28 protein-coding genes are annotated in these 26,528 nt (G+C 39.1%); 16 read left to right on the top strand and 12 right to left on the bottom strand.

The window, feature by feature from the left end; translation table 11 throughout:
- Nucleotides 1-50: 50 nt before the first annotated feature.
- The 4 genes from aac(6') to C5469_RS04805 form a co-directional block, all read right to left on the bottom strand.
- Nucleotides 51-488 (bottom strand): aminoglycoside 6'-N-acetyltransferase, encoded by a 438-nt coding sequence (gene aac(6'), locus C5469_RS04825; protein WP_166303577.1) that lies wholly within the window; start codon nucleotides 486-488, stop codon nucleotides 51-53.
- A 297-nt stretch (nucleotides 489-785) separates the two neighbouring features.
- On the bottom strand, nucleotides 786-1,823 hold the full coding sequence (locus C5469_RS04820; RefSeq protein WP_166303092.1) for an NADP-dependent oxidoreductase: 1,038 nt from the start codon (nucleotides 1,821-1,823) through the stop codon (nucleotides 786-788).
- Nucleotides 1,824-1,946: 123 nt separating this feature from the next.
- The gene (locus C5469_RS04815) at nucleotides 1,947-2,093 is read right to left on the bottom strand and encodes a hypothetical protein (RefSeq protein ID WP_166303089.1); all 147 of its coding nucleotides are present in this window, start codon (nucleotides 2,091-2,093) and stop codon (nucleotides 1,947-1,949) included.
- A 255-nt stretch (nucleotides 2,094-2,348) separates the two neighbouring features.
- Complete coding sequence (locus C5469_RS04805) at nucleotides 2,349-2,582, bottom strand: TetR/AcrR family transcriptional regulator (RefSeq protein ID WP_166303086.1); 234 nt, start codon at nucleotides 2,580-2,582, stop codon at nucleotides 2,349-2,351.
- Nucleotides 2,583-3,699: 1,117 nt separating this feature from the next.
- Here C5469_RS04805 and C5469_RS04800 point away from each other — a divergent pair.
- Nucleotides 3,700-4,110: a toxin gene (locus C5469_RS04800; protein WP_166303083.1), complete on the top strand. Its 411-nt coding sequence runs from the start codon at nucleotides 3,700-3,702 to the stop codon at nucleotides 4,108-4,110.
- Nucleotides 4,111-4,300: 190 nt separating this feature from the next.
- Here the strand turns inward: C5469_RS04800 and C5469_RS04795 are convergent, their stop codons facing one another.
- The gene (locus tag C5469_RS04795) at nucleotides 4,301-4,864 is read right to left on the bottom strand and encodes an LOG family protein (protein ID WP_166303080.1); all 564 of its coding nucleotides are present in this window, start codon (nucleotides 4,862-4,864) and stop codon (nucleotides 4,301-4,303) included.
- Nucleotides 4,865-5,226: 362 nt separating this feature from the next.
- Here C5469_RS04795 and rhtA point away from each other — a divergent pair, with 362 nt between their 5' ends.
- The 3 genes from rhtA to C5469_RS04780 all read left to right on the top strand — a co-directional run bounded on the left by rhtA (nucleotide 5,227) and on the right by C5469_RS04780 (nucleotide 7,376).
- Nucleotides 5,227-6,117 carry a threonine/homoserine exporter RhtA gene (gene rhtA, locus C5469_RS04790; RefSeq protein WP_166303077.1) on the top strand — a complete coding sequence of 297 codons (891 nt, stop codon included), beginning with the start codon at nucleotides 5,227-5,229 and terminating at the stop codon, nucleotides 6,115-6,117.
- A 313-nt stretch (nucleotides 6,118-6,430) separates the two neighbouring features.
- Nucleotides 6,431-6,937 (top strand): DNA starvation/stationary phase protection protein Dps, encoded by a 507-nt coding sequence (dps, locus tag C5469_RS04785; protein WP_166303074.1) that lies wholly within the window; start codon nucleotides 6,431-6,433, stop codon nucleotides 6,935-6,937.
- A 217-nt stretch (nucleotides 6,938-7,154) separates the two neighbouring features.
- Nucleotides 7,155-7,376: an alkylphosphonate utilization protein gene (locus C5469_RS04780; protein ID WP_054475056.1), complete on the top strand. Its 222-nt coding sequence runs from the start codon at nucleotides 7,155-7,157 to the stop codon at nucleotides 7,374-7,376.
- Between the two features lie 41 nt (nucleotides 7,377-7,417).
- Here the strand turns inward: C5469_RS04780 and dinG are convergent, their stop codons facing one another.
- Entirely contained in the window at nucleotides 7,418-9,571 is a 2,154-nt protein-coding gene (dinG, locus tag C5469_RS04775; RefSeq protein WP_166303071.1) for an ATP-dependent DNA helicase DinG, read from the bottom strand.
- Between the two features lie 284 nt (nucleotides 9,572-9,855).
- Here dinG and C5469_RS04770 point away from each other — a divergent pair, with 284 nt between their 5' ends.
- From C5469_RS04770 to C5469_RS04750, 5 genes are all read left to right on the top strand, one after another.
- The gene (locus tag C5469_RS04770; RefSeq protein WP_166303068.1) at nucleotides 9,856-10,014 is read left to right on the top strand and encodes a hypothetical protein; all 159 of its coding nucleotides are present in this window, start codon (nucleotides 9,856-9,858) and stop codon (nucleotides 10,012-10,014) included.
- Between the two features lie 48 nt (nucleotides 10,015-10,062).
- Nucleotides 10,063-10,899, top strand: coding sequence for a 3-mercaptopyruvate sulfurtransferase (sseA, locus tag C5469_RS04765; protein ID WP_166303065.1), 837 nt, complete (start codon nucleotides 10,063-10,065; stop codon nucleotides 10,897-10,899).
- 505 nt (nucleotides 10,900-11,404) lie between these two features.
- Entirely contained in the window at nucleotides 11,405-12,529 is a 1,125-nt protein-coding gene (locus tag C5469_RS04760) for a lipase family protein (protein WP_166303062.1), read from the top strand.
- 493 nt (nucleotides 12,530-13,022) lie between these two features.
- Nucleotides 13,023-14,147 carry a lipase family protein gene (locus C5469_RS04755; RefSeq protein ID WP_166303059.1) on the top strand — a complete coding sequence of 375 codons (1,125 nt, stop codon included), beginning with the start codon at nucleotides 13,023-13,025 and terminating at the stop codon, nucleotides 14,145-14,147.
- Nucleotides 14,148-14,738: 591 nt separating this feature from the next.
- On the top strand, nucleotides 14,739-15,851 hold the full coding sequence (locus C5469_RS04750) for a lipase family protein (RefSeq protein ID WP_166303056.1): 1,113 nt from the start codon (nucleotides 14,739-14,741) through the stop codon (nucleotides 15,849-15,851).
- Nucleotides 15,852-15,938: 87 nt separating this feature from the next.
- On the opposite strand, the gene dusC is transcribed toward C5469_RS04750, so the two are convergent.
- Together dusC and rhlE are read right to left on the bottom strand one after the other, a co-directional pair.
- Entirely contained in the window at nucleotides 15,939-16,871 is a 933-nt protein-coding gene (gene dusC / locus C5469_RS04745) for a tRNA dihydrouridine(16) synthase DusC (RefSeq protein ID WP_166303053.1), read from the bottom strand.
- A gap of 3 nt (nucleotides 16,872-16,874) precedes the next feature.
- The gene (gene rhlE, locus C5469_RS04740; RefSeq protein ID WP_166303050.1) at nucleotides 16,875-18,164 is read right to left on the bottom strand and encodes an ATP-dependent RNA helicase RhlE; all 1,290 of its coding nucleotides are present in this window, start codon (nucleotides 18,162-18,164) and stop codon (nucleotides 16,875-16,877) included.
- A 55-nt stretch (nucleotides 18,165-18,219) separates the two neighbouring features.
- Here rhlE and C5469_RS04735 point away from each other — a divergent pair, with 55 nt between their 5' ends.
- The 6 genes from C5469_RS04735 (at nucleotide 18,220) to C5469_RS04710 (ending at nucleotide 24,182) form a co-directional block, all read left to right on the top strand.
- Nucleotides 18,220-18,378 (top strand): hypothetical protein, encoded by a 159-nt coding sequence (locus C5469_RS04735; protein WP_166303047.1) that lies wholly within the window; start codon nucleotides 18,220-18,222, stop codon nucleotides 18,376-18,378.
- 89 nt (nucleotides 18,379-18,467) lie between these two features.
- On the top strand, nucleotides 18,468-19,154 hold the full coding sequence (locus tag C5469_RS04730) for a transcriptional regulator (protein WP_166303044.1): 687 nt from the start codon (nucleotides 18,468-18,470) through the stop codon (nucleotides 19,152-19,154).
- Between the two features lie 16 nt (nucleotides 19,155-19,170).
- Complete coding sequence (gene hlyD, locus C5469_RS04725; RefSeq protein ID WP_166303041.1) at nucleotides 19,171-20,163, top strand: secretion protein HlyD; 993 nt, start codon at nucleotides 19,171-19,173, stop codon at nucleotides 20,161-20,163.
- Nucleotides 20,164-20,172: 9 nt separating this feature from the next.
- Nucleotides 20,173-21,909, top strand: coding sequence for an ATP-binding cassette domain-containing protein (locus tag C5469_RS04720; RefSeq protein ID WP_166303038.1), 1,737 nt, complete (start codon nucleotides 20,173-20,175; stop codon nucleotides 21,907-21,909).
- Nucleotides 21,906-23,063 carry an ABC transporter permease gene (locus tag C5469_RS04715; protein WP_166303035.1) on the top strand — a complete coding sequence of 386 codons (1,158 nt, stop codon included), beginning with the start codon at nucleotides 21,906-21,908 and terminating at the stop codon, nucleotides 23,061-23,063. Before C5469_RS04720 ends, C5469_RS04715 begins: the two co-directional genes overlap by 4 nt.
- A 12-nt stretch (nucleotides 23,064-23,075) precedes the next feature.
- A complete protein-coding gene (locus tag C5469_RS04710; RefSeq protein ID WP_166303032.1) occupies nucleotides 23,076-24,182 on the top strand; it encodes an ABC transporter permease in 1,107 nt (368 codons plus the stop codon).
- A gap of 57 nt (nucleotides 24,183-24,239) precedes the next feature.
- On the opposite strand, the gene C5469_RS04705 is transcribed toward C5469_RS04710, so the two are convergent.
- From C5469_RS04705 to moaD, 3 genes are all read right to left on the bottom strand, one after another.
- Complete coding sequence (locus C5469_RS04705; protein WP_054475082.1) at nucleotides 24,240-24,950, bottom strand: Bax inhibitor-1/YccA family protein; 711 nt, start codon at nucleotides 24,948-24,950, stop codon at nucleotides 24,240-24,242.
- 193 nt (nucleotides 24,951-25,143) lie between these two features.
- Nucleotides 25,144-25,596 (bottom strand): molybdopterin synthase catalytic subunit MoaE, encoded by a 453-nt coding sequence (moaE, locus tag C5469_RS04700; RefSeq protein ID WP_166303029.1) that lies wholly within the window; start codon nucleotides 25,594-25,596, stop codon nucleotides 25,144-25,146.
- 3 nt (nucleotides 25,597-25,599) lie between these two features.
- Entirely contained in the window at nucleotides 25,600-25,845 is a 246-nt protein-coding gene (gene moaD, locus C5469_RS04695; protein ID WP_166303026.1) for a molybdopterin synthase sulfur carrier subunit, read from the bottom strand.
- Between the two features lie 164 nt (nucleotides 25,846-26,009).
- On the opposite strand from moaD, the gene C5469_RS04690 reads away from it, so the two are divergent.
- Complete coding sequence (locus C5469_RS04690) at nucleotides 26,010-26,153, top strand: site-specific integrase (RefSeq protein WP_166303023.1); 144 nt, start codon at nucleotides 26,010-26,012, stop codon at nucleotides 26,151-26,153.
- A 26-nt stretch (nucleotides 26,154-26,179) separates the two neighbouring features.
- On the opposite strand, the gene C5469_RS04685 is transcribed toward C5469_RS04690, so the two are convergent.
- The coding region (locus C5469_RS04685) for a tail fiber assembly protein (RefSeq protein ID WP_166303021.1) at nucleotides 26,180-26,528 on the bottom strand (349 nt) is incomplete at its 5' end.

Here is a 26,528-nt window from a genome sequence, read left to right as displayed (position 1 = left end):
CAGTATTCCTACTAACTTAATAACCAAACTTTTACCCCCTTCATTTATACCTATTTAATTGATTTTCTGAAAAAAACCACCCGCTCTGTTTCCATAAATCCAAGTGATAAATGAAGACTCTGTGATTCTTCATTATTTATATCGGTATCAGATGCCATTTCAGTACATCCATGATCATTAGCCCAACTATTAATACGTGTAACAAGTTGGGTTGCCAAACCTTTCCTCCTGAATTCCGGGGTAATATAGATCCCTTCAAGATAAGCTACGGGTGAAGAATGACATCCATTTACATATTCAAAGCGCAGTGAAGCCTCTGCAAAACCGCAACAATCATCTGTACCAGATTGGATCATAAAAGCGACTTGATTATCAGAATCTAAAATCAAGTTCATTTCTTCGTAATGCTCTTTTTCTGATGCCAAAGGCCATAATGCACTACGCAGATATAACCAATCATTAAAATTATGACTATCACTTATCACAATCTGGTAAAGATCATTTTTAGACTGAATATATAATGGTTGCTGATGTTTTCTGTTAATTCGTTGGTCAAAATAATTTCTATATCTTATAGGCAGTTTATCAAGATTATTTTCGATATCTGCTCATTTATAAATTTTTAGGGGATAACACAGCCAGATATTACACGGAGAATTCAATTTCTTATTTTATTGTAGAGAAGCCCCGGGCAACTCGAGGCATTCTTCCAGCTCAAAGACTTGCTTGCAAGATACGATAGCTAATATCCGGCGTGATATCCCCTTTAATTCTCCTCGCAGGATTTAATTATCAGGGCCAACACGGACAACTAATTTGCCGAAATTATGGCCTTGTAACAGACCAATAAACGCCTCTGGAGCATTTTCCAAACCTGTCACTATCTCTTCACGGTATTTTATCTGCCCCTCAGCGAGCCAAGCGGACATATCACGCCAGAACTCATCAAAACGCCGAGCATAATGATCAGAAATAATGAACCCCTCCATTCGAATTCGCTTCTGTAACAATTGCCCCATTAACAAAGGCGAACGATCTGGCCCTTTCGGAACACGGGTCGCGTTGTAGAGAGACACCATCCCACAAATCGGAACGCGAGCAAAGGTATTTAGCAGCGGCAAAACTGCGTTAAACACTTTGCCACCCACGTTTTCAAAATAAATATCGATACCTTTAGGACAAGCACTATTCAATTGGTCAGCAAAGTCTGGATCATGGTGGTCAAGGCAAGCATCAAACCCTAACACATCAATAGCATAGCGGCATTTTTCTGTACCACCTGCGACACCAACGACGTAACAGCCTTTGAGCTTACCGATTTGACCAACTGTTGCCCCTACCGGACCCGTTGCAGCCGCAACAACTAATGTTTCACCTGCTTTAGGTTGACCAATATCTAATAGCCCCGTATAAGCAGTAAAGCCAGGCATACCCAGCACGCCTAATGTATAGGACGGGTGAGAAGGAGATTGCCCTAAATTGGTAAGATTACTACCATCGGAAATGGCATAATCCTGCCAACCGCCATCCGCCAATACCCAATCACCAATCTGATATCCCGGATGATTTGAAGACACTACCCGGCTTATCGTTGAACCAACCATGACATCATCAAGTTCTGCCCGTGGAGCATAAGAGGCTTTATTATTCATACGACCGCGCATGTAAGGGTCCAGCGAAAGAAAAACACTACGCAATAAAAGTTCCCCCTCCCTAATTTCAGGAATAGGTTGCTGTTCCTGACGAAAATTAGAGGATGAGGGAGCACCATGCGGACGTGAAGCTAGTACGATACGGCGATTTATTTGTTGCGTTTGAAACATTCATATTCTCCTTCAACATAACGTCAATATCATCGAAATATCCTAAAAGTAGACTAGTCATCTAACTCTTAGGTATAAAAAAACACTGATGAATAGTGATATCTCCAACAGTGTTTTTATCTTTTATGCATCCAGCAATCGCTTCGTAGTCACCAAAGCATTCTGTAACGGTGCGCTACTCTCCCTGATCTTAGCCATCAGACTGGCTCCCAACCAAATCTGGAATAAGGTTTCAGCCAATGGAAAGATTTCTTCAGCAGTACAATCCAACCCACCTTCTTGACATCCACTACTCCCACCTTCTCACTTTGTGACTCAGGCGGGTGAGGGCCGCTATCACCTGACCACCTCGCCAGCGCTGCTTGTACTCAAGCTGGCGGCTCATTTCATACCAGCCCTGATCCAGCTCACTTCAGCGCCATACTTAACTGCCAGACACTTTGCCCACATACAGCACCGTCTCCCAAAGGCTCCCCCCCTACCAATACTGCATTAGATTTTCCTTAGCAGTCCACTCCTTGCGCGCTATGATGTATTCACCTTTTCTAGATAATGCGTAAAGTAATCTTCAAGCATAGCAGCGCCAAATACCTTTTTTGACGCAAAATAATAACAAAACGAGCCTTTTAACAACCTTGACACTTTCAAAATTTTATTGATTCCAACCGCTACAAAACCTTTACACCCAATAATTTGTTGAGCGATTTCTAGAATGTGCTGACGGATATCTTGGGGGTTTATGTTCATTTGCATGGACACAGCGTACACATTATTAAAACAGTCGTCTATAATTAAACCGAAATTTCCCTGTCGACAAAAAAGGTATGAAATTACATTTTAATACAATTTACTACCCTCTTCCCGCTGACATATAACTTAATTCTGAAACAGAATTACTGCCCCAAAATTTCATCAATAGAATAATCCAGTAATGATGAAAAACTTTAATTTTCACTTTTAACAGAATAGCGAGAAGTTCCTTGCTTATTGATATTGTAAATTATAAAACCATACCATAATGTGATTTCAATTTAACGTAAAACGCAATCCTTAATTAAAACAATAAGTAAAATAAATAGCTAAATATCATTCATTCTCCCAATATTAAGCATTGATGATATTGCGTTTACAGCAATTCCCTTTTTCTGGAATTTTTATCAAACATGTAATAATACCATCAGTGAATATAATCTTGGGTCATTATATAATTTTCTCTTAATCAATAAGTAAATAAACCTATAAGCAATAACCAGGAATTATCAAATTAGTGTATATGATTATCGTTGTGTCAAATAAATACAGTTTGTTACCAAGTTATACTCATTCAACATCACAACGCATTAACATTTCATCAATAAAATTGCAAATTCATGTTCGATAAATAATAAAATAATTATTAATTAACCATAAACCTGGCAACCCAATTTTGTTTTCCATTACAATCACTTTGTATATAAATTATTAAAAACATAGATATATTTTATCATCTATATTTATGTTTTTAAGTATAAAAATATAATTAATCTCTTATTATTTTATAATAAAACTTAAAGGGTAAAAAAATTGACATTCATCTCAAATAAAAGGTATCTTTAAAAAACACCGAAATTAAGAAAAGTTTTTATTTGTATAGTTAATAGATAGTTTGTCTTTTTAGCATTTAAAATAGATAAGAATTATCACTAACTATAATGCAAATGGTTACAGCAGTGAATAAGAAGTTCCAAATACAAATAAATTAACTTTAAGGGAAAATTATGAAACGGAATTCTAATGGGTCGGTTCCACTCAAGATATTTATCTAATCAAATAGGTTAAATTTAAATCTTGGTATTTTTTAAACATATTTTTAGAATTAATCACAAGAGGTAATACCATGTCAGAAATCGAAGCAATTTCATTAAAAGCACCAATCAGTGTTATTGCAAAAGTAACTAATAAATCAGAATATAAACTCAAACTTATCCAAGATTCTATTCGCTTAGATCAAGGTGAGTGGACAACTCTTCCTCCCCAAGTAATTAATAGAAACAATGATAGTACTCCTGGAAAAGCTATTTGGAGAAGCGACTCAAATAGTATCATTAGTGGTGTTTCAGGACGCTGTACTTATGTATTTGTAGATAGCAAAGGCGAAATCTATAGCATTTATATTACATGGAATAATCCTCTGATTGGAAGCAGCAGCTATTCAATATCAACAGATTATGAAGGTGATGATTTACATCTGTCCTATACAGCAGACGTTGGTAATAACCCAATAGTAGAATATACTATTGTAAGCTAATATTTAATAATCTATATTAACAACCATTCCTGTAGAAAATATTCAAATTAATATTTCCTCAACAGGAATGGTTTATTTAAATATGTAACATTTCCCATTTCAATCAAAGATTAATTTCCGTTATTCTGCTACCTTCTAAATAACTCCCTTTTTCATAAAAGTGGGCGGCATTTTTATTATAAAATGATCATTAATAAGTTTTTACAGATGGCGCTTTGTAGGTGTTAAAACGATTAAGTAAGGTGACAGGATCTTGTTCGATTATTGCCATATGCCGATATTTTTCATGCAAAAATTTTTCATCGGCCATTCTATTAATCATAGAAACCAACGGATCATAAAAATTATTAATATTCAGGATACCACAGGGCTTAGTGTGCAACCCAATCTGGCTCCAGGTAAATACTTCGCTGAACTCTTCTAACGTACCAAAGCCACCAGGTAAAGCAACAAAAGCATCAGCTAATTCAATCATCTTACTTTTACGCTGATGCATAGTCTCGACAATGTATAATTCCGTTAGGTTCTTATGTGATATTTCACGCTTTTCCAACAATGTTGGTATAACACCAATAACTTTACCGCCCTCTTTCAGCACAGTATCAGCAACAGTTCCCATAATGCCTACACTGGCCCCACCATAAATTAAAGTAATTTCACGCTTAACTAGTTCTTTCGCAAAGATAATGGCATTTTCTTTATATATTTCAGATATACCGAGGCTTGAACCACAATAAACGGCAATACTTTTCATTATCTAAGTCCCTGTTACTTTATATTTACTGTAAAAAATATAATTATACATTGACATAACTATTATACAACTCATTTATGTATAGAGATAATATAAATTAGAAAATTAATTCCAGTAAAATCAAAATAATAAAGGAATTAATTATCAGTCATCAATGAGTTAACAACATTTCATAATGCTATTTGATTTTTTAGAGAATGATCCCCCAATACTGAAAAATAATTTTACTATTTTATATAATATAATCTAATGAATGGACAGTATTTACTTAAAATTATATTTCTCAAACCTATTGAGTTATCTGCCTTTCACTGAGAAAATTACCAACCAGATCACTTGATTTTCATTGAGGTTTTGTCCGGATGTCTTCTTCCAAGCTCCAAAAGAGTGCTTTTCCGTTAATACCGGTAATCCTATTATTACTTGCCATGACGTCAATTCAGAGCGGTGCTTCTCTTGCCAAAATGCTGTTTCCAGTCATCGGCGCACCCGGCGTTACTGCTTTACGACTGGGTCTTGGAACTATCATTCTATTTCTTATTTTTAAACCTTGGCGTCTGCGTTTCCGCCGAGATTCAATTATGCCACTATTTACCTATGGCATTGCGCTCGGAGCAATGAACTATACGTTTTATATGGCACTGACGACGATTCCTTTAGGTATTGCCGTTGCTCTTGAGTTTACCGGTCCATTAGCCGTAGCTATGTTCTCATCACGCCGGCCAATAGATTTTCTCTGGGTTGCGCTGGTTATCGCTGGTTTGGCTTTCCTGTTACCGATTGGCAATAATATTAATGGATTAGATCCCGTGGGGATTATTTATGCACTCAGTGCTGGTGTTTGTTGGGCACTATATATTATTTTCGGCCAACGCGCGGGGGCAGGTTACGGAGCAGCAACAGTTTCTGTCGGTTCATTTATCGCTGCCTTAATATTTTTCCCTGTGGGACTAATACAAACGGGTCCAGAACTGTTATTTGATATGTCAATTATGCCTCTGGCACTGGCAATCGCTATTCTGTCTACTGCATTCCCATACACATTAGAAATGATTGCTCTAACCCGTTTACCCGCACAAACATTTGGTACCTTGATGAGTCTTGAACCCGCCCTCGGCGCTTTATCTGGTATTACGTTCCTCAATGAACATCTAACGACAACTCAATGGCTGGCCCTATTTTGCATTATTTTCGCCTCTATCGGTTCTACATCAACCATTAAAGGTAAGCCTAAAATAGTAGAAGTCGATTAATAATTCTATTTAATTGAAATAAAACGGCAACCGGAGTAATTAATAGGATAATTCTCCGGTTATTTATAAATAATCACCCCTGAATTAGTCTTACACATTTTTATAAATAATCATCCTGTTTTTTTAATTATTCTATTGATATATAATCACATAACTTCATTGTTAATATGTTAATTCTAATTTTTACCTAAAATTCTTTATAAGAATGGGCTATTGATTTAATAGGAATAAGCTATATGATTCAAGATTAATATCGAGTTATATTAATTTCAATAAATGAGAATCTCATTATTAATACTAAGGGAAAACTATTATGGATACAGCCAAATTAATTAAAACACAACCATCCACACTACTTTATACTCGTAATGATGTTGACGATGATATTAAGCAGGAAACAATTGAAATTCTGAATCATATGGTGATCCATTTTATTGATCTTTCCCTGCTCACCAAACAAGCACATTGGAATATGCGTGGCAGAAACTTCATTTCTATCCACGAAATGCTAGATAATTTCCATGTTACTATTACTGAACATATGGATACTTTCGCAGAAAGAGTTGTGCAACTGGGTGGAATAACGCTTGGAACTGTACAAGCCGTGAATAAACATACTTTACTGAAAATCTACCCGATAGATATCCATAACGTGCAAGATCATCTGAAAGCACTGGCTGACCGTTACGCCGTTGTTGCTAATGATATCCGCACAACTATTGACGAAGTCGAAGACGAAAATACTGCGGATATACTTACCGCGGCCTCTCGGGACCTCGACAAATTCTTATGGTTTATTGAAGCAAACATTGAGCAATAAAATATAAAGAGCCATTATAAGAGCTCTGCGTTACTTACAGGACTATGCTAACACCGTGGTCCTGTTTATATCAGCCTTCCACCACCGAAGGCTCCAGCATTGAAGAACATCATAAAATTCCTGTCATGCAGACAAATTTCGTCATATCCTTTAAAAATAAGCATAAATTGTCTATAATCTACGCTTTATTTCATAAATAACTTGAGGAAATAATAAAATGGATACCGAAGTAAAAGACAGTAATGGTACTGTGCTCAATGATGGTGATTCTGTTCAAGTCATCAAGGACCTGAAAGTCAAAGGTACATCTGCGACTTTAAAACGCGGTACTGTGATTAAAAATATCCGCTTAAACCATCGTGAAGATGAAATCGAATGTAACGCAGACAAAATCAAAGGCTTGGTATTGAAAACCTGCTTTCTAAAAAAAGTAGGATAAACAACGCCTTCTGCCGATTTTATTCATAAAGGATAAATAAATTACAAATTTTCATGTAAGTTATTTATCCTTTCTATTTGTCTGATTTCATTTTCTGAAAGAATTTCCGGTTGCTCAATAGGGAAAACCGGCAGAGCATTTAACAACCTCAATCCATATTTTTTGCTCAGCAAACGCCGGTCATAAATAACCACATCACCATAACATTCATGGCTACGAATAAGCCTTCCTACCTGCTGAATAAGGCTGAAAGAAGCACTTGGCAAACTTTGAACCTCAAAGGGGTAACGTTTAAGCGATTTCAACCATTCACCTTCAGTAATAATTACCGGATTGTTAACTGGAGGAAATGCGATTTTATGAATGTGAACCTGAGACAGATAATCACCCTTTAAATCCAGACCTTCAGCAAAAGATTGCAACCCAACCAACACACTACATTGTCCTCCATTTATACGCTGACAATGTGTTTCAACTAACCGATAACGCGGCTGATCCCCCTGAACAAGTAACATCAAACGTAAATCCGTCACATAAGTGAGAAAAGTATCCATAGCCCTCTGACTGCTGAACAAAATCAGCATCCCTTTATGTTTCCGACTCAACAATTGGGTCCTGAAATAACGCGCCATCTCTTCCAAGTGAGCAGTTTCATTGTCAATTGTCGGCTCCAGCGACATTTTGGGAATAACCAGCTTTCCCTGCCGTACATGATTAAAAGGTGATGATAACGTGACAAAACGGTCACCCGCTTTTTCAGTTAACCCAGTTAATTCCTGAATACGGGAAAAACTGTTCAGGGAACGAAGTGTTGCTGATGTCACAACCACATGAGGAATATTACGCCAAAGCAACTGATGGAGCTGTTCACTCACTCTGATACCTGCGCAATAAAAATAGAGGTGTGACTGATTTTTTTCATAGCGGCGTCTCAACCATTTCGATACCGGTGCACTAGATGACTCTTCCAATGAGGCCAACCGCCATAATTTAGTCATATTTTCAAAATATCCAAGCGTGCGACTAGTATGCAAAATAGCCCGATGCAATCTGCCAATATCCTGTTTAGCTGTCTGTTCAGTCAAATCATTCAGTATCGCTTCTGCCAACCCACGTAAACCATCGGTCAATTTGAACAATTGCTGACAGCAAAGTAGCAAGTTATCCGGTAACTTACCCATCTCAAACAAATACTCATCTATCTTGCTTTTCTCGGGTAAGAGTGCCTGAGTCACAGTAGCAAGCTCTTTAAAACATTCCCGTAGTTTTTCACTATGTTCATTAAGGCGGCCAGCGTTAGCCAGACGTGGAGGCTTTGCAGGATGGAATTGCACCAGATATTGCTCAACATGGCGGATAAAAGTATCTAACTGACCATTAAGTTGAAACAGTGTAATTTCCCCTTCAACTTCCAGTGAATCCCGGGCAACATCTGGTATATGATGGCCTTCATCAAGTACTAATAACAAATTCTTGGCGTCGGGTAGCACCGATTCACTCTCCAGCGCTGCCATCACCAACGCATGGTTAGCAACCACCACATCCACATTTTCGATTTCACGGCGAGCAATAAAAAATGGGCAGCGATGATAATATTGACAATTACGTCCAAGGCAGTTTGCTTTATCTGTGCTAACTTTCGACCATAAAGTATCAGACAAAGCCAGTTTGTGGTGATCACGCAACCCATCCCAAGCAAAAGTTGTATAGTCACTGTGCAACCTGCGACACAGTTCTCTCTCTTCACTATTAGCAAGTTCTGTTTTGCCCTCAACCAAAAATATTAAATCTATCTGTCCACTGTTGTTTGCACAGATGGCTTCGAGATTACGCGGGCAAATATAACGACCACGCCCAAAGGCCCCAGTAAATTTCAGATCGGGAATGATTTTGCGCAGCAAAGGAAGATCTTTGCTGTAAATCTGATCCTGTAAAGCAACATTAGCGGTACTAACGACCAATGGCTTACTTTCTGATCTACTCACAGCAATGCCAGGGATCAAATAAGAAAGGGTTTTACCGATTCCGGTTGGCGCTTCAATAACTAAATGACGCCCTTCTTGATCGGCAAGCGTTTTTGCAACTTCGGCAATCATCTGCCTCTGTGCAGCTCGGGGAATAAAGCCATTAATGTGCTGAGGTAACGCCTTATACCACTGGCTTATTTGATTTTTTATTGAACTAGAAAGTGCCATTGAACTCTGCTGTCATCAAACCGAAACACTATTTTCCCACAGAGCAGAAATGAAATCAGCTCAATATCGAGCCTACAAGGCTAAGTAAATAATTTAACGCCAATTTCATGTCAATAAGAGGCAAGTTAAACACACCCATAGTATATGACAATGACATTAATTTAACTGCATCTACTTAGCTATTCAAAGCATCATTCATAATCCAAAAAGTAAGTTGGTTATTGCCTTGTCAGCTATTCAGAACCCTATATACTTCCTATTTTCTATGGCACCAGAGAACAATAATGAAAAAATTACTTATCATGTTCATCGCTATCTTTGCATTCGGTTCAATCGGCGGCGTATTCTTAGCGGGCCTTAATATGTACACCCGCTCAACCACACCAATGGAACCACCAACCAGTCAACAACAAGAGGCAACCACAGCGCCGGTACAGCAATGATAACGGACCACGACACGATTTTATCTTTTATATAAAGTGAGAGCGCCCATGAATAATTCATACTTTGTCAGTGCACAATGGCTGAAAGATCATCTTGATGATGAAAATCTCGTCACCCTTGATACAACGGCACCTCCACCACCTCAACAAATTGATTGTCATAAGCTCTGGCTAGATACACACATTCCCGGTGCCCAATTTTTTGATTTGGATAAAATTGCAAATCATCAAAACGGATTACCTCATATGCTGCCAGATCCGCAAACGTTCAGTCAGACTGTTGGAGCAATGGGCATTAGCGAAAATCATCTAGTCGTGGTTTACGACCAAGGCAATATGTTCTCTGCCCCTCGCGCATGGTGGACCTTCAAAGTATTCGGCAGCCACAACGTCCGTATTCTTAATGGAGGTTTACAAGGTTGGCAACAAGCAGGATTTACAACAGAATTAGGTGAAGTGACACGCAGTCCTCAAACCTTTAATACCAGTTTCGATGCCAACAAAGTGAAATCACTGCAACAAATTCTGGCTTCGTTAAATGATCCACAAATTCAAATCGTGGATGCCAGAGCAACGGACCGTTTTCAGGCTAAAGCACCAGAGCCACGCCCTGGACTAAGAATGGGCCATATTCCTGGTAGTAAAAACGTTCCGTGGACTATGCTAGTAGAGAATGGTCACTTTAAATCATCAGCTGAAATTACAGATATTTTCCGTAAACAAGACGTTGACTTAAATAAACCTGTTATCGCTAGTTGTGGCTCAGGTATGACAGCCGCTGTTTTGGTACTAGGTTTAGATATAATCGGCAAGAAAGATAGTTACTTATATGATGGCTCATGGGCTGAATGGGGAGCAGATAATGCCCTACCACTGGAGAAATGATTAACCACCAAAGGGCATATTCACCCTATGCCCTACAACAAATAAAGTAGTCCCAGGATAAACTGTAAGCATTGACTTTGGAAATAATATAACCATTATTTAATACAAACATTCTGATATGCCTTTTTTATAATCAAATAGCATCTTACTCAATAATTTCCATATCGTTATTATTCAATTTCTTAACTCCTTAATTAATGTTGTTTTTTATCAAATAAAGTTACATGAAATAATTAAACAAGTATATTTAAATATTATTATCATTAACTTAAAATTCAACTCTATATTTTATTTAAAAATAATATTAAGCTTATACATAGTATGTAAGGAAAGTTGCATTCAAGTGTATTCAACAGCTTTTACTTGAGCACTGCCTTGAAGCTTCCTTTACTACAAAGAACAACAGATAAAATACCTAGGTACAGTAAATTATAAAAGAGTTGAATATTAATGTCTTAACTAAAACACAATATCAGCATTTATATTATAAAGATGGAGAGTAAAAATGGCTATTTACCTTAAAGATCAAAAAATAAATCTTGCGCTAAGCTTTATCAGTGGCTCAGGAAGTATAATAACCGAAAAACCAGAACCAACTCTCGTTGCAGAAAATATTAAAGAATCATTGGAAAAGAGTCTGGTTACGGCTAATAGATTCTCTATCGTTTGGGGGCCTGCTGTCTTTCGTATTAATAATGGCGAAAGCTCTAAGGATAATAAAGACGACCACGTTTTATTCATTGTGAAAAACCGCAGATTCCCATATGACTATCGAATCGTTATCCGAGGGTCATGGTCTGACATTAATTGGCAAGTTGAAAACTTTGCTGTACACGAAACTGTAAACTGGTCACTTTGGGACCCCAATATTCCTGAAGAATTTAAAGATGCTAAGATCTCTTATGGAACGCATATAGCATTAGACTATATTATTAACCAAGTGAAAAGTAATAATACTCCCGGTCACGGCGAATCACTCATTGATGCAATTGATAAAATTGCCCTGGAAAAAGGAGTGCACAATATCACCATTACAGGGCACAGTTTAGGAGGCATTCTAGCTTCTACTCTCGGATTATACTTAAAACGGTTATATCTTAATAAGCGAAAAAATAATATTCGTATTCATGTTTGCTCTTTTGCTAATCCAAATACCGGTAATGATGTTTTTGCATCTTATATTAAATATGTCTTTAACAGTTCGTCAGTAACGAGCTATAAGAGCAATTTCTTAAGGATCTATAATCGTAAAGATGTCATTTCCTTGATCTGGAATCTGGATGGATTAGAAACAATTCCAACCATCTATGAACCATTAATTAAACTAGATGAAGAATTAATTAATAAATTTAAAAAGATTGTTCTTCTTGTAAAAGATAAAGGTTATACAAAACTCACTCCAAATTTACCTTTTACAGCACCTATTTTAGAATTAAATCTAAATAAGCAAGTCATTTTTCAACATATTACAGCATATGCAAATCAATATGATATGAATTTAGTTGAAGTCAATGACGGTACTCAACCACCTATTGATGATATTGTTGTTATTAACAGTAATTTATCTCAAGATATTGTCGCCTATTTCTTACTTATACCTATTCCAGAAAATAACACTAATATTGCATAATCTGATTTATATTGGTTTTATTTTTTATCCCAGAAAAATGGAGCTTTTAATAAAAGCTCCATTAAATATGATAGCATTCATTTAAATATAATAATAAAATTATTTTTCTACAAATAACACTAATTTATTATTATTTATTTAGACATCTATAATAACATTAATCATTCATTATTATTTAAAAATAGTATCAATACTATTTCCCCACATTACTATTCTTTATAAATCAATATAACATTGTAAAATTGCAATAATATTTTTACCTAATCATTAAAAATATAATTCTTGTTATTCGCTTTTAATTTCATAATAAATAATTTATCAAATAAAACAACATCAGAAATTTCCATGCATTTATTTGACATATTCAAAAGTTATTATTAACTTTAAGTTTAATTCTACTTTTTATCTGAATAGAAGACTAAAAACATTAACTTTTGATGTTTAAACCTAAGCATCGGATTAACATTTTTCACATAAAAAATAGGGAGTAAAAATGACTATCTCTTATGAAGACCAAAAGGTAAATCTCGCGCTAAGCCTTATTATTAACTCTGGAGGTATAAAAACTTACAAACCAGAACCGGGCATCGTCTCGGAAAATATTCAAAAATCATTGGAAAGTAGTAAGGCTACCGCGAATAAATTCTCTATCGTTTGGGGACCTGCTGTGTTTCGTGTTGACAGTGTTGATATTGATAAGAAAAAAAGTGTTATAGACAAAAAGGACGATCATGTTTTGTTCATTGTGCAAAATCGCTATGACCCAAATGACTACCGCGTTGTCATTCGGGGATCATGGTCTGATATTAACTGGCTTAATGAAGATATTATTGTCTGTAAAACTATAGACTGGGCGCTATGGGATTCAAAATCACCTAAAAATGCAAAGATTGCTTATGGAACGAACATGGCATTGGATTACATTATTAATCAAATGAAAAGCAACAACCCTCCAGGTTATGGAGAATCGCTCAATGATGCAATTGATAAAATTGCCCTGAAAGAAGGGATACAAAATATTACCATTACAGGACACAGTTTGGGAGGCGTGCTGGCTTCTACCATTGGTTTATATCTAAAAAGACAGTACCTCGATAAAGGAAACAATAATATTCGTATTAATGTTTGTGCCTTTGCAGGCCCCACTGCCGGTAACGATGTTTTTGCTTCCTACACTGAATCTGTTCTTAATGAAATATCAACGGTTGGTTATAACAGTGATTTTCTGAGAATTCATAATAGCATAGATGTCGTTCCCCTGGCCTGGCATATAAATGGATTGGAGAAAATTAAGACTATTTATCCAATATTAACTGGCACAATTAATACTCTTATTTTTTTTGTTCTCGGTAAAAATTACACTCAAATCTTCCCAGATTTCCCTATTCATTCAGATATTCCAATATCACCTATAATGTCGTTTGACGATCTACTCATTAATATCGGGAATCAACATGTTTATGCCTATACCAAAGAGTATGGCATGAGTTTCATTACCATTGATGATAGTTCAAATATACCGACTGATTACGATATTGTTGTGGTTAATGATAGCCTATCCGAAAGTATTTCTGAACTCTTCAAGTTTCTAACCAAAGGTAAAATCAGTATTGCATAATGTCATCTTATTGTGCATATACCCAATGGATTTCAAGATGGATCGCGACGGCAAGGGAGCGAATCCCCGGGAGCATAGCAAACTATGTGACCGGGGTGAGTGAGTGCAGCCAACAAAGAGGCAACTTGAAAGATAACGGGTATAGCTTTGATTTAGCATAAATGGAGCCTATACTATAGGTTCCATTCATGCTAATAAATTACATTTGAATAGAGTAAGTCAATTATTTCTTCCTACATATCACTAAAATCACGCCAATTTATTATCACTCGCTTTTGTAGATACCAATTTAAATTATTTTCCATGGATAATATCACAGCAACTTTCTCCATCTTATCATTACTAAGAACTAATATAATTTCACAAAAACATAGCTTAATTTTTATCGCTTACTTTAAAGCTCATAATAGATAATTTATTTTGTTAAATAAATTAACATTAAATTATCATATACTCATATGTAGCTAAATTAAAGGTTATTACAAACTTTAATTTTATTTTTAGCTTTAATTTAAAACAAAAATTTGGTTGTTGATATTCAAACCGAAACATTAAATTAACATTTATCATATAAAAAAGTTGGAAGTAAAAATGACTATTTCTATTAAAGACCAAAAAATAAATCTCGCATTAAGCTTTATTAGCAGTTCAGGAAGTATATTAACTTACAAATCAGAACCCGCTATCGTTTCAGAAAATATTAAAAAATCATTAGAAAGTAGTAAGATAACAGCAAATAAGTTCTCCATCGTTTGGGGGCCTGCTGTTTTTCGTGTTGGTAATGTTGATGTTAATAAGAAAAAAAGTGTTATAGATAAAAAAGATGATCACGTTTTATTCATTGTGAAAAACCTCGAAACTCCAAATGACTATCGAATCGTTATTCGAGGATCATGGTCTGATGTTAACTGGTGTGATGAGAACTTTAATGTAGGTACCACTGAAAACTGGTCAATTTGGGATCCCAAAGCCCCTAAAGATGCTAAAATTTCGAAAGGAACCCACATCGCCTTAGACTACGTTATTAATCAAATAAAAAGTAATAACACACCTGGCTATGGAGAATCATTGATTGATGCAGTTGATAAAATTGCTCTGGCAGAAGGGGTACAAAATATTACTCTTACAGGGCACAGTTTAGGTGGTGTATTAGCCTCTACTATTGGCCTGTATTTAAAAAGGCGGTACATCGAGAAAGGAAATAATAATATTCGTATTCATGTTTGCGCTTCTGCCTGCCCGTCCACCGGTAACGATATTTTCGCATCCTATGCTGAATCTGTTTTTAACGGAACATTAATACCGAGTTATAAAAGTGATTTTCTAAGGATACATAATCGTAAGGATATCGTTACCCTGGCCTGGCACATAAAAGGGTTAGAAGAAATTAAAGCTCTCTATCCAATATCATTTTTAATAGTTAACGGTTTTATCTCTAGTGTGAAGGACAAAAACTATACCCACCTTACCCCTGATTTACCTTTTACTGAACCCAATTCAAGACCTTCTCTAGGCTTAGTTGAACAACTCGTATTTCAACATATTAATGCCTATACCGAACAGTATGGTATGAGCTTAGTCGCAGTTAATGATCTTTCTGATCCACCTGTTGATTATGACATTGTTATGATTAACGATGGCCTTTCTCGCAGAGTTAATAAGCTTTTCTCATTCATAGCCCAAGGTAACGACGACACCAAATAAATTTATTGTGTTACCTCTTCCGCTGATTAAGTAAAAGATGGAACCTTATTAAAGGTTCCATTACAATAATTTGTTCTTAATCAGCAATCACACTAAAGAAATCGCATGTGCTATATCAGCAGACGTTTTCAGTTTCCTTATTTCCTCAAAGAGTACTGTAGCCTCTTCATATTCTTTTCGTAAATAACCGAGCCACTGCTTAATACGAGCAACATGGTATTGCCCAGTATCACCTTGCTTTTCCAACCGAACATATTTTTGTAATAACTGAACAACTTCTTGCCAGTGCATTTTAGGCTCGTTATATTTCACCACCCTGCTCAAATTGGGAACATTAAGCGCTCCCCGTCCGATCATGACAGCATCACAGCCTGTAATACCCATACAATTCTGCGCACTTTGCCAATCCCAAATCTCACCATTGGCAATAACCGGGATAGAAAGACGCTGACGAATTTCACCGATCGCTTGCCAGTCAATACGTTCCGCTTTGTAACCATCCTCTTTGGTCCGTCCATGAATAGTAATTTCCGTTGCACCCGCTTGCTGCACTGCATCAGCAATTTCAAATCGCCGATCACCACTATCCCAACCCAGACGAACTTTGACCGTCACAGGCAAATGAGAAGGTACAGCTTCACGCATTGCTTTTGCCCCCTGATAAATCAGTTCCGGATCTTTCAACAACGTCGCTCCACCACCACTACCATTGACCGTTTTCGACGGACAACCACAATTCAAATCGACGCCATAGGCCCCTAATTCAACTGCTCGGGCCGCGTTTTCTGCTAGCCATTGCGGATATTGGCCCAAGAGTTGAACCCGTACCAAAGTGCCAGATAATGTCCGGCTTTGGTTACGCAATTCAGGACAAAGCTTATAAAAAGATTTTACTGGCAACAGGCTATCAACGACCCGCAAGAATTCTGTAATGCACAAATCATACTCATTGATTTCACTCAGAAGTTCCCTGACTAAAGAGTCCAGCACACCTTCCATCGGAGCCAGTAAAACCCGCATTAATTAACCTCTGATGTTAGACGCTTTATTTGATCGATCCACATGATTGTTGCTACGCTGACGCGAAGGTGCCCCAGAACGGCGATGACTATTTTTCTGACGGTTATCGCCACGTCCCTGACGGCCATTCTGAATAGGTTCAGCTTTGATGGTTGGATCTGGCTCATATCCGGGGATTGCCATACGGGGAATCTCCCGTTTCAACAGACGTTCAATATCTTTCAGCAATTTGTGCTCATCAACACATACCAGAGAAAGTGCCTGACCTGTAGCATCTGCTCGCCCAGTACGACCAATTCGGTGGACATAATCCTCAGATACATTAGGTAATTCAAAGTTCACCACATAAGGCAGTTGATCAATATCCAGACCACGGGCAGCGATATCTGTCGCTACCAGCACCCTGATCCGACCCTCTTTAAAATCAGCCAGAGCACGGGTTCTTGCCCCCTGGCTTTTGTTACCGTGAATAGCTGAAGCCGTTACACCATCCTTATTCAACTGCTCTGCCAAACGGTTCGCTCCGTGTTTGGTACGAGTAAAGACCAAAACCTGCTGCCAGTTACGACTGCCAATCAGGAAAGAGAGCAATTCACCTTTCCGCTTTTTATCTACAAAGTGGACAAATTGCTCAATCTGTTCAGAAGCAGAGTTACGGCGGGCAACTTCGACACTGACAGGATTATGCAATAATTTACTAGCTAAGCTTTTGATCTCGTCAGAGAAGGTGGCAGAAAACAGTAGGTTTTGCCGTTTCGGTGGTAACTTATTCAGTACCCGGCGGATATCATGAATAAAACCCATGTCCAGCATGCGATCGGCTTCATCCAATACCAAAATTTCCACCCGCGATAAATCGACCGCATTCTGGTGTTCAAGATCCAGTAAACGCCCCGGCGTTGCGACCAAAATATCCACACCACCACGCAATTTCATCATCTGAGGATTAATACTAACCCCCCCAAAGACAACCAGAGAGCGCAGTCTAAGATATTTGCTGTAATCACGTACATTTTCACCAACCTGAGCCGCCAACTCTCGAGTTGGTGTCAGGATTAATGCTCTGATTGGCCGACGCCCTTTCGTCTGAACAGGGGAACTATTCAGCAATTGCAACATCGGCAATGTAAAACCTGCGGTTTTACCCGTGCCTGTCTGAGCACTGGCTAATAAATCTTTACCGGCTAATACGACAGGAATTGCCTGCTGTTGGATTGGCGTTGGTGCTGAATAACCTTGCTCTTCAATGGCACACAAAATATCAGCACTTAAGCCGAGTGATTCAAAACTCATAAATAAGAAATACTCCAGACTTCACCATTCCTGAACTACATTCAGGGGCAGTTTTATGGGAAGAAAATCAGACGCGGTAAACACCACAAAGAAAATAACACAAACTGCAATGCGCCATATCTGGATTATTATATCAGATATATTTTCTGATGATGCAACTAAAACTACAGGTATTCAGCCGGTAGTTTTCATGATCCGTGACATTTTTCTGTAATTTACATTGATTTACTATAAGTATAAGGTTAACCATATGATTGATATTTTGTTTAAGTCTTTTGATTATTTGCAACAGGACCCATATCCATGTCAGTCAACAACACTCAAACCTCCAGAGGCGAACAAGCCAAACAACAGCTACTTAAAGCAGCGCTTGAGATTTTCGGTAAATCCGGACTGGCTGGAGCAACGACCAGGGAAATAGCACTCCGTGCTCAACAAAACATTTCCTCTATAGCTTATTATTTTGGCTCTAAAGAGGGACTTTATCAGGCGGTAGCCCAATATATTACTGACACAATAAAGACTGAATTTACTGATCTTTTTAAAGAAATTGATGATTTTTTTTCATCACCAACTCCTTATTCACCAGAAAATATACTAAGGCTAATTCATGAAGGATTTCTTGGAATTAATCGTCTGATGATTGAAAAAGAGAGTATCAACATCAGCTTGATAATGGCCAGAGAACAGCTAGCGCCAACCGATGCCTATACCTTAATCCATGAGCAGGCACTGGCTCCTCTCCACAATAGATTAAATAAGCTGATTGCCAACTATATCGGTGCTGATGAACATCAGCTTTCTACTATGCTCCATACACACGCTCTGATGGGTGAAATTCTCTCTTTCCGAATGGCACGGGAAACCTTATTACGCCAGACAAGCTGGAATAATATCGGACCAGACGAGTACAAATTGATTGATCAAATCCTCATCCAACATATCGATTTATTATTAAACGGACTTAAAAAATACAATTCATACAATTAGAACAATAAGGCATATCATGTACCGCAAGAAACTAACACTAATAATATTGGTAGTCGCTGTCATTCTTGGCGCTATTTTAGGAAGTTACTATTATCAGAGTAAAAATGACCATACGTTAACACTCTACGGTAATGTAGATATACGCACGGTCAATCTTAGCTTCCGGGTTAATGGAAAACTCGCCAGCCTGCAAGTTGATGAAGGCGATACGATCACGGCGAATCAGGTGATTGGTCAATTGGATAATACACCATTCATTAACGCACTGAATAAAGCAAAAGCCACGCGCGATAGTGCTAAAGCACATCTGGCTATGATGGAATATGGCTATCGCACAGAAGAAATTGCACAAGTGCGCTCGGAAGTTGCACAACGTGAAGCCGCCTGGCGTTTCGCTGATAATTTCCTCAAACGTCAGCAAGGTTTATGGCAAAGCAAAGTTATTTCAGCCAACGAACTCGAAGATGCCAAGACTAACCGCAATCAAGCACTGGCAGCTTTGCAAGCAGCAAAAGATAAACTGAACCAGTTTCAAGCCGGCTATCGTAAAGAAGAAATTGCAGAAGCCAAGGGCCAACTTGCTCAAGCCGAAGCCGCTGTTGCTCAGGCTAAATTGGACTTACAAGATACTCACCTGACCTCCCCCTCGCCCGGTACCATTCTGACCCGTGCAATTGAGCCGGGCACTATGCTGGCAGCAGGCAATACCGTATTTACACTTTCTTTAACTAATCCGGTTTGGGTAAGAGCTTATATCAGTGAAAGCCACCTTGGCCAGGCAACCCCAGGGCGTGAAATCTTACTCTACACTGACAGCCGCAAAGATAAACCTTATCACGGTAAAATTGGTTTTATTTCGCCAACAGCTGAATTTACGCCAAAGAATGTCGAGACACCCGATCTGCGCACCGATCTGGTCTATCGGTTACGCATTATTGTTACCGACCCAGATGATGCTCTACGTCAAGGTATGCCAATTACCCTGCATTTTCCTGATTCAGACCAATAAGGAGCTGTCATGAGCAGCTCTGAATACACGATAAGGCTGGAAAAAGTAGAAAAAACTTTTCCTGGCCTAAATAATCCTGCGGTATCCAGCCTGACCGCAGAGATTTACGGTGGCTCTGTCACCGGACTTGTGGGACCGGATGGCGCCGGAAAAACCACGCTGATACGTATGTTAGCAGGCTTACTAAAGCCAGATAGCGGTTCTATTGAAATCATGGGGCTTGATCCGATTAAAAATGGCGTACAAGTGCGATTTGAATTGGGCTATATGCCACAGAAATTTGGCTTGTACGAAGATCTGACCGTATTAGAAAACCTGAACCTATACGCGGACCTACGCGGCGTACTGGGTAACGAACGTAAAGAAACCTACGAGCAATTGCTCACTTTCACAGACCTTACACGTTTTACCGGGCGACTGGCCGGGAAGCTTTCCGGAGGTATGAAGCAAAAACTGGGACTCGCCTGTACCCTACTTGGCAAACCCAAAGTTCTGTTACTGGACGAACCCGGAGTTGGAGTCGATCCGATAGCCCGCCGCGAACTTTGGCAGATGGTTCACGCATTGGCAGATGATGGCATGCTGATCTTATGGAGCACTTCCTATCTGGACGAAGCTGAACGATGCCGCGATGTCCTGTTACTCAATCAAGGAAAGTTGCTTTACAGCGGGCAACCGCAGCAACTCACTCAAAAGATGTCCGGGCGTTCTTTCCTACTTGGCGCAAAACAGGGTTCCCGCAGAAAAACGCTGCAACACGCCCTCACCCTACCACTAGTGACAGATGGCGTGATTCAAGGCAAATATGTACGTCTTATTATTAGACCTGATGCTTCCCCGCAAGAGCTGCTTAACCAACTTGAACTACCTGATGCTGAAATAGTTAAAGCTGCACCCCGCTTTGAAGATGCTTTTATAGACTTACTCGGTGGTGGTCCTACCCGTCGCTCAGAACTGGCAGAAATTATGCCACAAATTAACGTCAACCCTACAGAAACAGTGATTGAAGCACAGGATTTAACTAAGAAATTTGGTGATTTTGCTGCTACCGACCATGTTGATTTTCAGGTAAAACGCGGAGAAATCTTTGGCCTGCTTGGCCCAAACGGCGCGGGTAAATCCACTACGTTTAAAATAATGTGTGGACTCATGGTACCGACTGGAGGTAAAGCGCTGGTATTAGGAATGGATCTGAAAATCAGTTCTGGGAAAGCTCGTCAACATCTGGGTTACATGGCACAGAAATTTTCACTATACGGCAACCTGACCGTTGAACAAAACCTGAAATTCTTTTCAGGCATTTATGGTCTACGTGGGCGCAAACAAAAAGAAAAAATTGATGGTATGGTCAACGCTTTCAATCTCAAATCGGTTTTACATCAAACGACCGACGAATTGCCACTAGGGTATAAACAACGTCTTGCTCTTTCCTGCGCACTCATGCATGAACCAGATATTTTGTTTCTGGATGAACCAACTTCTGGTGTTGATCCGCAAATACGACGTGAATTTTGGTTGCATATCAACGGTATGGTAGATAAAGGCGTTACTGTCATGGTTACCACTCATTTTATGGACGAAGCAGAATATTGTGACCGGATAGGGCTAATATTCCGCGGTAAACTGATTGCCGCCGGAACGCCGGATGATCTGAAACAGCAGGTTGCTACTGACGAAAATCCTGACCCATCAATGGAGCAAGCATTTATTGATCTGGTCATTAACTATGATGAGGAGCCGCAATGAGCCTAAATCAGCATGCTCCAAAGAAAGCGGTCCACTTCTCTTGGTGGCGACTGAAAGCCCTTTGTGTAAAAGAGACCAAACAGATCTTACGCGATCCCACCAGCGGGTTAATTTCTATTGTCATTCCGCTGATTCTACTGTTTATCTTCGGATACGGTATTAATCTCGACTCCAGTACAGTCCGTATTGGTATTTTAGTGGAACAGCAAAGTGAAGATGCCCGTGAGCTGATACATGCTTTTGCTGGTTCACCATATATTGAACCCAAAATCAGCGATAATCGTCAGCAATTAATTAATATGATGCAATCAGGGGAAATACGCGGGCTGATTGTTATTCCTGTGAATTTCGATGCTCAACTTGCCCGCCCTGATGGTAAAGCACAGATCCAGGTCATTACTGACGGCAGTGAACCCAATACAGCAAGTTTTGTACAAAGTTATGCCAAAGGAATATGGCAGATTTGGCTGCAACAAAAGAGACAAGATCACGGAAACTCTGTTACTCCATTGATTGATATGCAAGTCCGTTATTGGTTCAATCCAGCAACAATCAGCCAGCATTTCATTATTCCCGGGGCAATAACTATTATCATCACCGTCATTGGTGCAATCCTGACGTCATTAGTTGTTGCTCGGGAATGGGAACGCGGCACGATGGAAGCCCTGCTTTCCACACAAATTACCCGCACCGAACTACTGCTTTCCAAACTCTTGCCTTATCAAGTGCTGGGATCTCTCGCCATGGTACTCTGTATGCTAGTGTCAGTATTCATACTGGGTGTACCATACCGAGGCTCACTGTGGATATTGTCTGCGATTACCAGCCTCTATCTGGCCACCGCCCTTGGTATAGGGCTACTGATCTCTACCGTTACACGTAATCAATTTAATGCAGCAATGATCGCGTTAAATGTCGCCTTTCTACCTGCAATTATGCTTTCCGGCTTTATTTTCGAAATAAACAGCATGCCTGCATTTATTCAGATAGTGACCTATTTCATCCCTGCTCGTTATTTTGTCAGCAGCCTGCATACTCTTTTTTTGGCGGGAAATATCAGCGCAGTGTTAATGATAAACCTGTTACTACTGATTGCCTCCGCTGTTTTGTTTATTGGCCTGACTGCATGGAAAACCCGGCGTCGTTTGGACTAGAAAGGAGCTGTTATGTTTTATCGTCTTTACACACTGATTATTAAAGAATTACAGTCCTTGCTCAGAGATCCTCAGACACGAGCTATATTGGTTATGCCGGTTATCTTTCAGATGATCTTATTCCCTCTATCTGCAACGCTTGATGTGACCAATGCTACCATTGCTATTTTTGATGAAGACAAAGGCAAAGCCTCTATTGAACTTACTCAGCGGCTGGCAAAATCAAAAGCATTTCCTGACGTGATATTGCTGACTAACTCACAAGAAATACAGCCAGTAATCGATCGCCAGAAAGCTTTGTTAGTGGTACGTTTCCCCCAAGATTTCAGTTCTAAGATTGCCAGCCATGACCCAGTTTCCCTCCAGGTATTGCTGGATGGACGTAACTCAAACAGTGCTCAAATTGCTGCTGGCTATATCCAGGAAATTATCCTGAACTATCAACAAGAACTCGCAGGCAATATACCAAAAACCAATAATAGCGAATTAGTGGTCCGCAACTGGTATAACCCAAATCTTGATTATAAATGGTTCGTCGTACCGTCTTTAGTTGCACTGATTACTACAGTCGGGATATTAACTGTCACTGCACTGTCAATTGCTCGTGAAAGGGAACAGGGAACATTGGATCAGCTACTAGTTTCACCAATGACCACCTGGCAAATTTTCATTGGTAAAGCCGTTCCAGCTGTGGTTGTCGCCACTTTTCAGGCAACTTTAGTTTTGGCTATTGGTATCTTCTGCTATCAAATCCCATTTTCTGGCTCACTACCGCTGTTTTACTGCGCGATGCTGATATACAGTTTATCGCTGGTGGGCTTTGGCCTCTTAATATCTTCCCTTTGCTACACTCAGCAACAAGCCTTTATTGGTGTATTTGTCTTTATTATGCCTGCCATCTTAATCTCCGGTTATATCTCCCCGGTTGAAAATATGCCGGGATGGTTACAAAATCTCACCTGGGTTAATCCTATCTGGCATTTTAATGACATAACCAAGCAGATTTATCTCAAAGACGCGGATTTTACTGTTATCTGGAGAAGCCTGTGGCCTCTTTTGGCGATCACGGCCACAACTGGCAACCTTGCCTATTGGTTATTTCGACGGAAAATTGCTTGATAAAAACGGCCCTGCATTTTGACTATGCAGGGCTTTATCAGAAACAGATTAGTAAATTTAGCGGCGATCGCCAAAAATACGCAACAACATCAAGAACATGTTGATGAAGTCCAGATACAGAGTCAATGCACCAACAATAGAGAATTTACGCAAATTCTCTTTATCATTCACATCCAGATCTTCACCCATTTCTTTCAGCTTCTGAGTGTCATAAGCAGTCAAACCAGCAAAAATAACTACTCCAATGTAGGTTACAGCCCACATCAACATTTCACTCTTTAACCAGAAGTTAACCAAAGAAGCCAGAATGATGCCGATCAATCCCATAAATAAGAAGCTACCAAGGCCACTCAGGCTACGTTTAGTGGTATAACCGTAAAAACTCAATGCACCAAACATCCCCGCCGTCACGACAAAAGTAGTCGCAATGGAGCCACCAGTATATATTTTAAAAATACTGGAAAGCGTTAGCCCAGTCAGAGCTGAATAGAGCATAAACAACCCAGTGGCTAATGAAGCACCCATGCGGTTAATCATGCCAGAGAGGACAAAAACCAATCCCAACTGAGCAATAATCAATCCATAGAAAACGACTGAGTTTGAGAAAATATATGCAACAACAGCCTCACTTTGTGACGCATACCAAGCCACAAACGCCGTTAACAACAGACCACAAGTCATCCAACCATAAACCTGGGCCATATAAGCTTGCAGTCCGGTTCCCGCCTGTTGGATTATCGAACCGTTTGAGCGTGGATATCGATCCATAACGCTTACCCTTATTGACAATGTTTAAAGATTCAGGCTGTTTAATATCAACAACCCATTCAAGTTTTATACATTATCACAGAATATAATCAAAACAATTAACCATCCAATAATTACTTGTATAGCCGTTTGGTGTACCTAAATCAGTTTTCGAAGCGTTTCGCAAAAATAGGAAATAGCTTCATAATCAACGTCACCAGCGTCTCGCCGCCGCCAGATCATCCTCACGGGATTCAACCCAACGTTCACCATCAGGCAAGAACTCTTTTTTCCAGAAAGGTGCCTTTGTCTTTAGGTAATCCATAATAAATTCAGCAGAGTCAAAAGCCATGTTACGATGCGCACTCGTGACACCAACAAACACAATTTCATCCCCCGGATAGAGCTCACCTACCCGATGGATAATGCTGATTCGCTGCAATGGCCAACGGCTGCGTGCTTCAATGATAATACTCTGTAGCACTTTTTCCGTCATGCCGGGATAGTGTTCCAGCCTCAATCCATTCACACTATCCCCCAAATTATGATTACGAACTTTACCCGTGAAAGTGACAATAGCACCATCTTCATCACATTGAGAAAGCCACTCGTACTCCTCCCCTACACTGAAATTTTCCAAGCCAACAAAAATACGGGTGTTTTCCACTAATCACCCTCCAGTCACTGGTGGGAAAAAAGCCACTTCATCACCATCCTGTAATAGATGTCCGCCATGAACAAAAGATTGGTTTACAGCTGACAGCAGTTTTCCATCTTCCAGCGCCAAAGCCCAACGTTCACCTTTCGATATTAATGTATTTCTCAAACTATCAACGGTTGTGTAACTATTATCTAAATCCAGTGAATCAGTACCTACCAGCTCACGTATCTGAGCAAAAAACAGCACCTTTATCATTATTCCACCTTAAAGTAAATAACATTAATTTTTAACATTAAAAAACAATATGTTATAATGGTAATTTATTCAATTAAAACAAAATGCACACACATATGTACAAACAAAAAAAAGCACTCCATATGAAGTGTAGCAGTTAATTTTACACTATCTAAAGGGGAGCAATGGGAATCAGTTCTGAGATGAGGGATAAGTTGCAGAATCACAAGAAACCCGGTGTTTCAACAAAGCACTATGATCGCTATGACTATCTGAAAGAGAAGAGAGAAATTATTGAGCAATGGGAAAGTAAGCTGCTATTGCTGTGAACAATAAGGGCCGCTTGGCCCTACTATCACTTCGGCACTTCCGGCCATTCAACATCAGGAGCCTGGTTCACATCTACACGAGTCAGCAATACTCTGTATTTTCTCCACTCAAGCAGAGCTTCTTTCTCTGAGTCTGTAGCGACTTCTAAGTCAACCGAGTCTTGCAATAGAGACAGTGTTTCATTTGCTTGCTGTAACAGTGCTGCTTGCTGTTGCTTTGCTTCGTTAATCTGATGAGACTTCAGAAGGTCTTTATCAACTACCCACTCTTTACCATCCCACGTATCAAAATCAGTAGGTGGCTTATTGAATGTAAGTGTATCGGGTAGTTCGCCAATTTCAGTTATCTCACGTTTTTGACGGGTTTGTGTGTCG

This window comes from Photorhabdus cinerea (assembly GCF_011189575.1).
Taxonomy (GTDB): domain Bacteria; phylum Pseudomonadota; class Gammaproteobacteria; order Enterobacterales; family Enterobacteriaceae; genus Photorhabdus; species Photorhabdus cinerea.
This window is presented reverse-complemented; position numbering and strand designations above follow the sequence as displayed.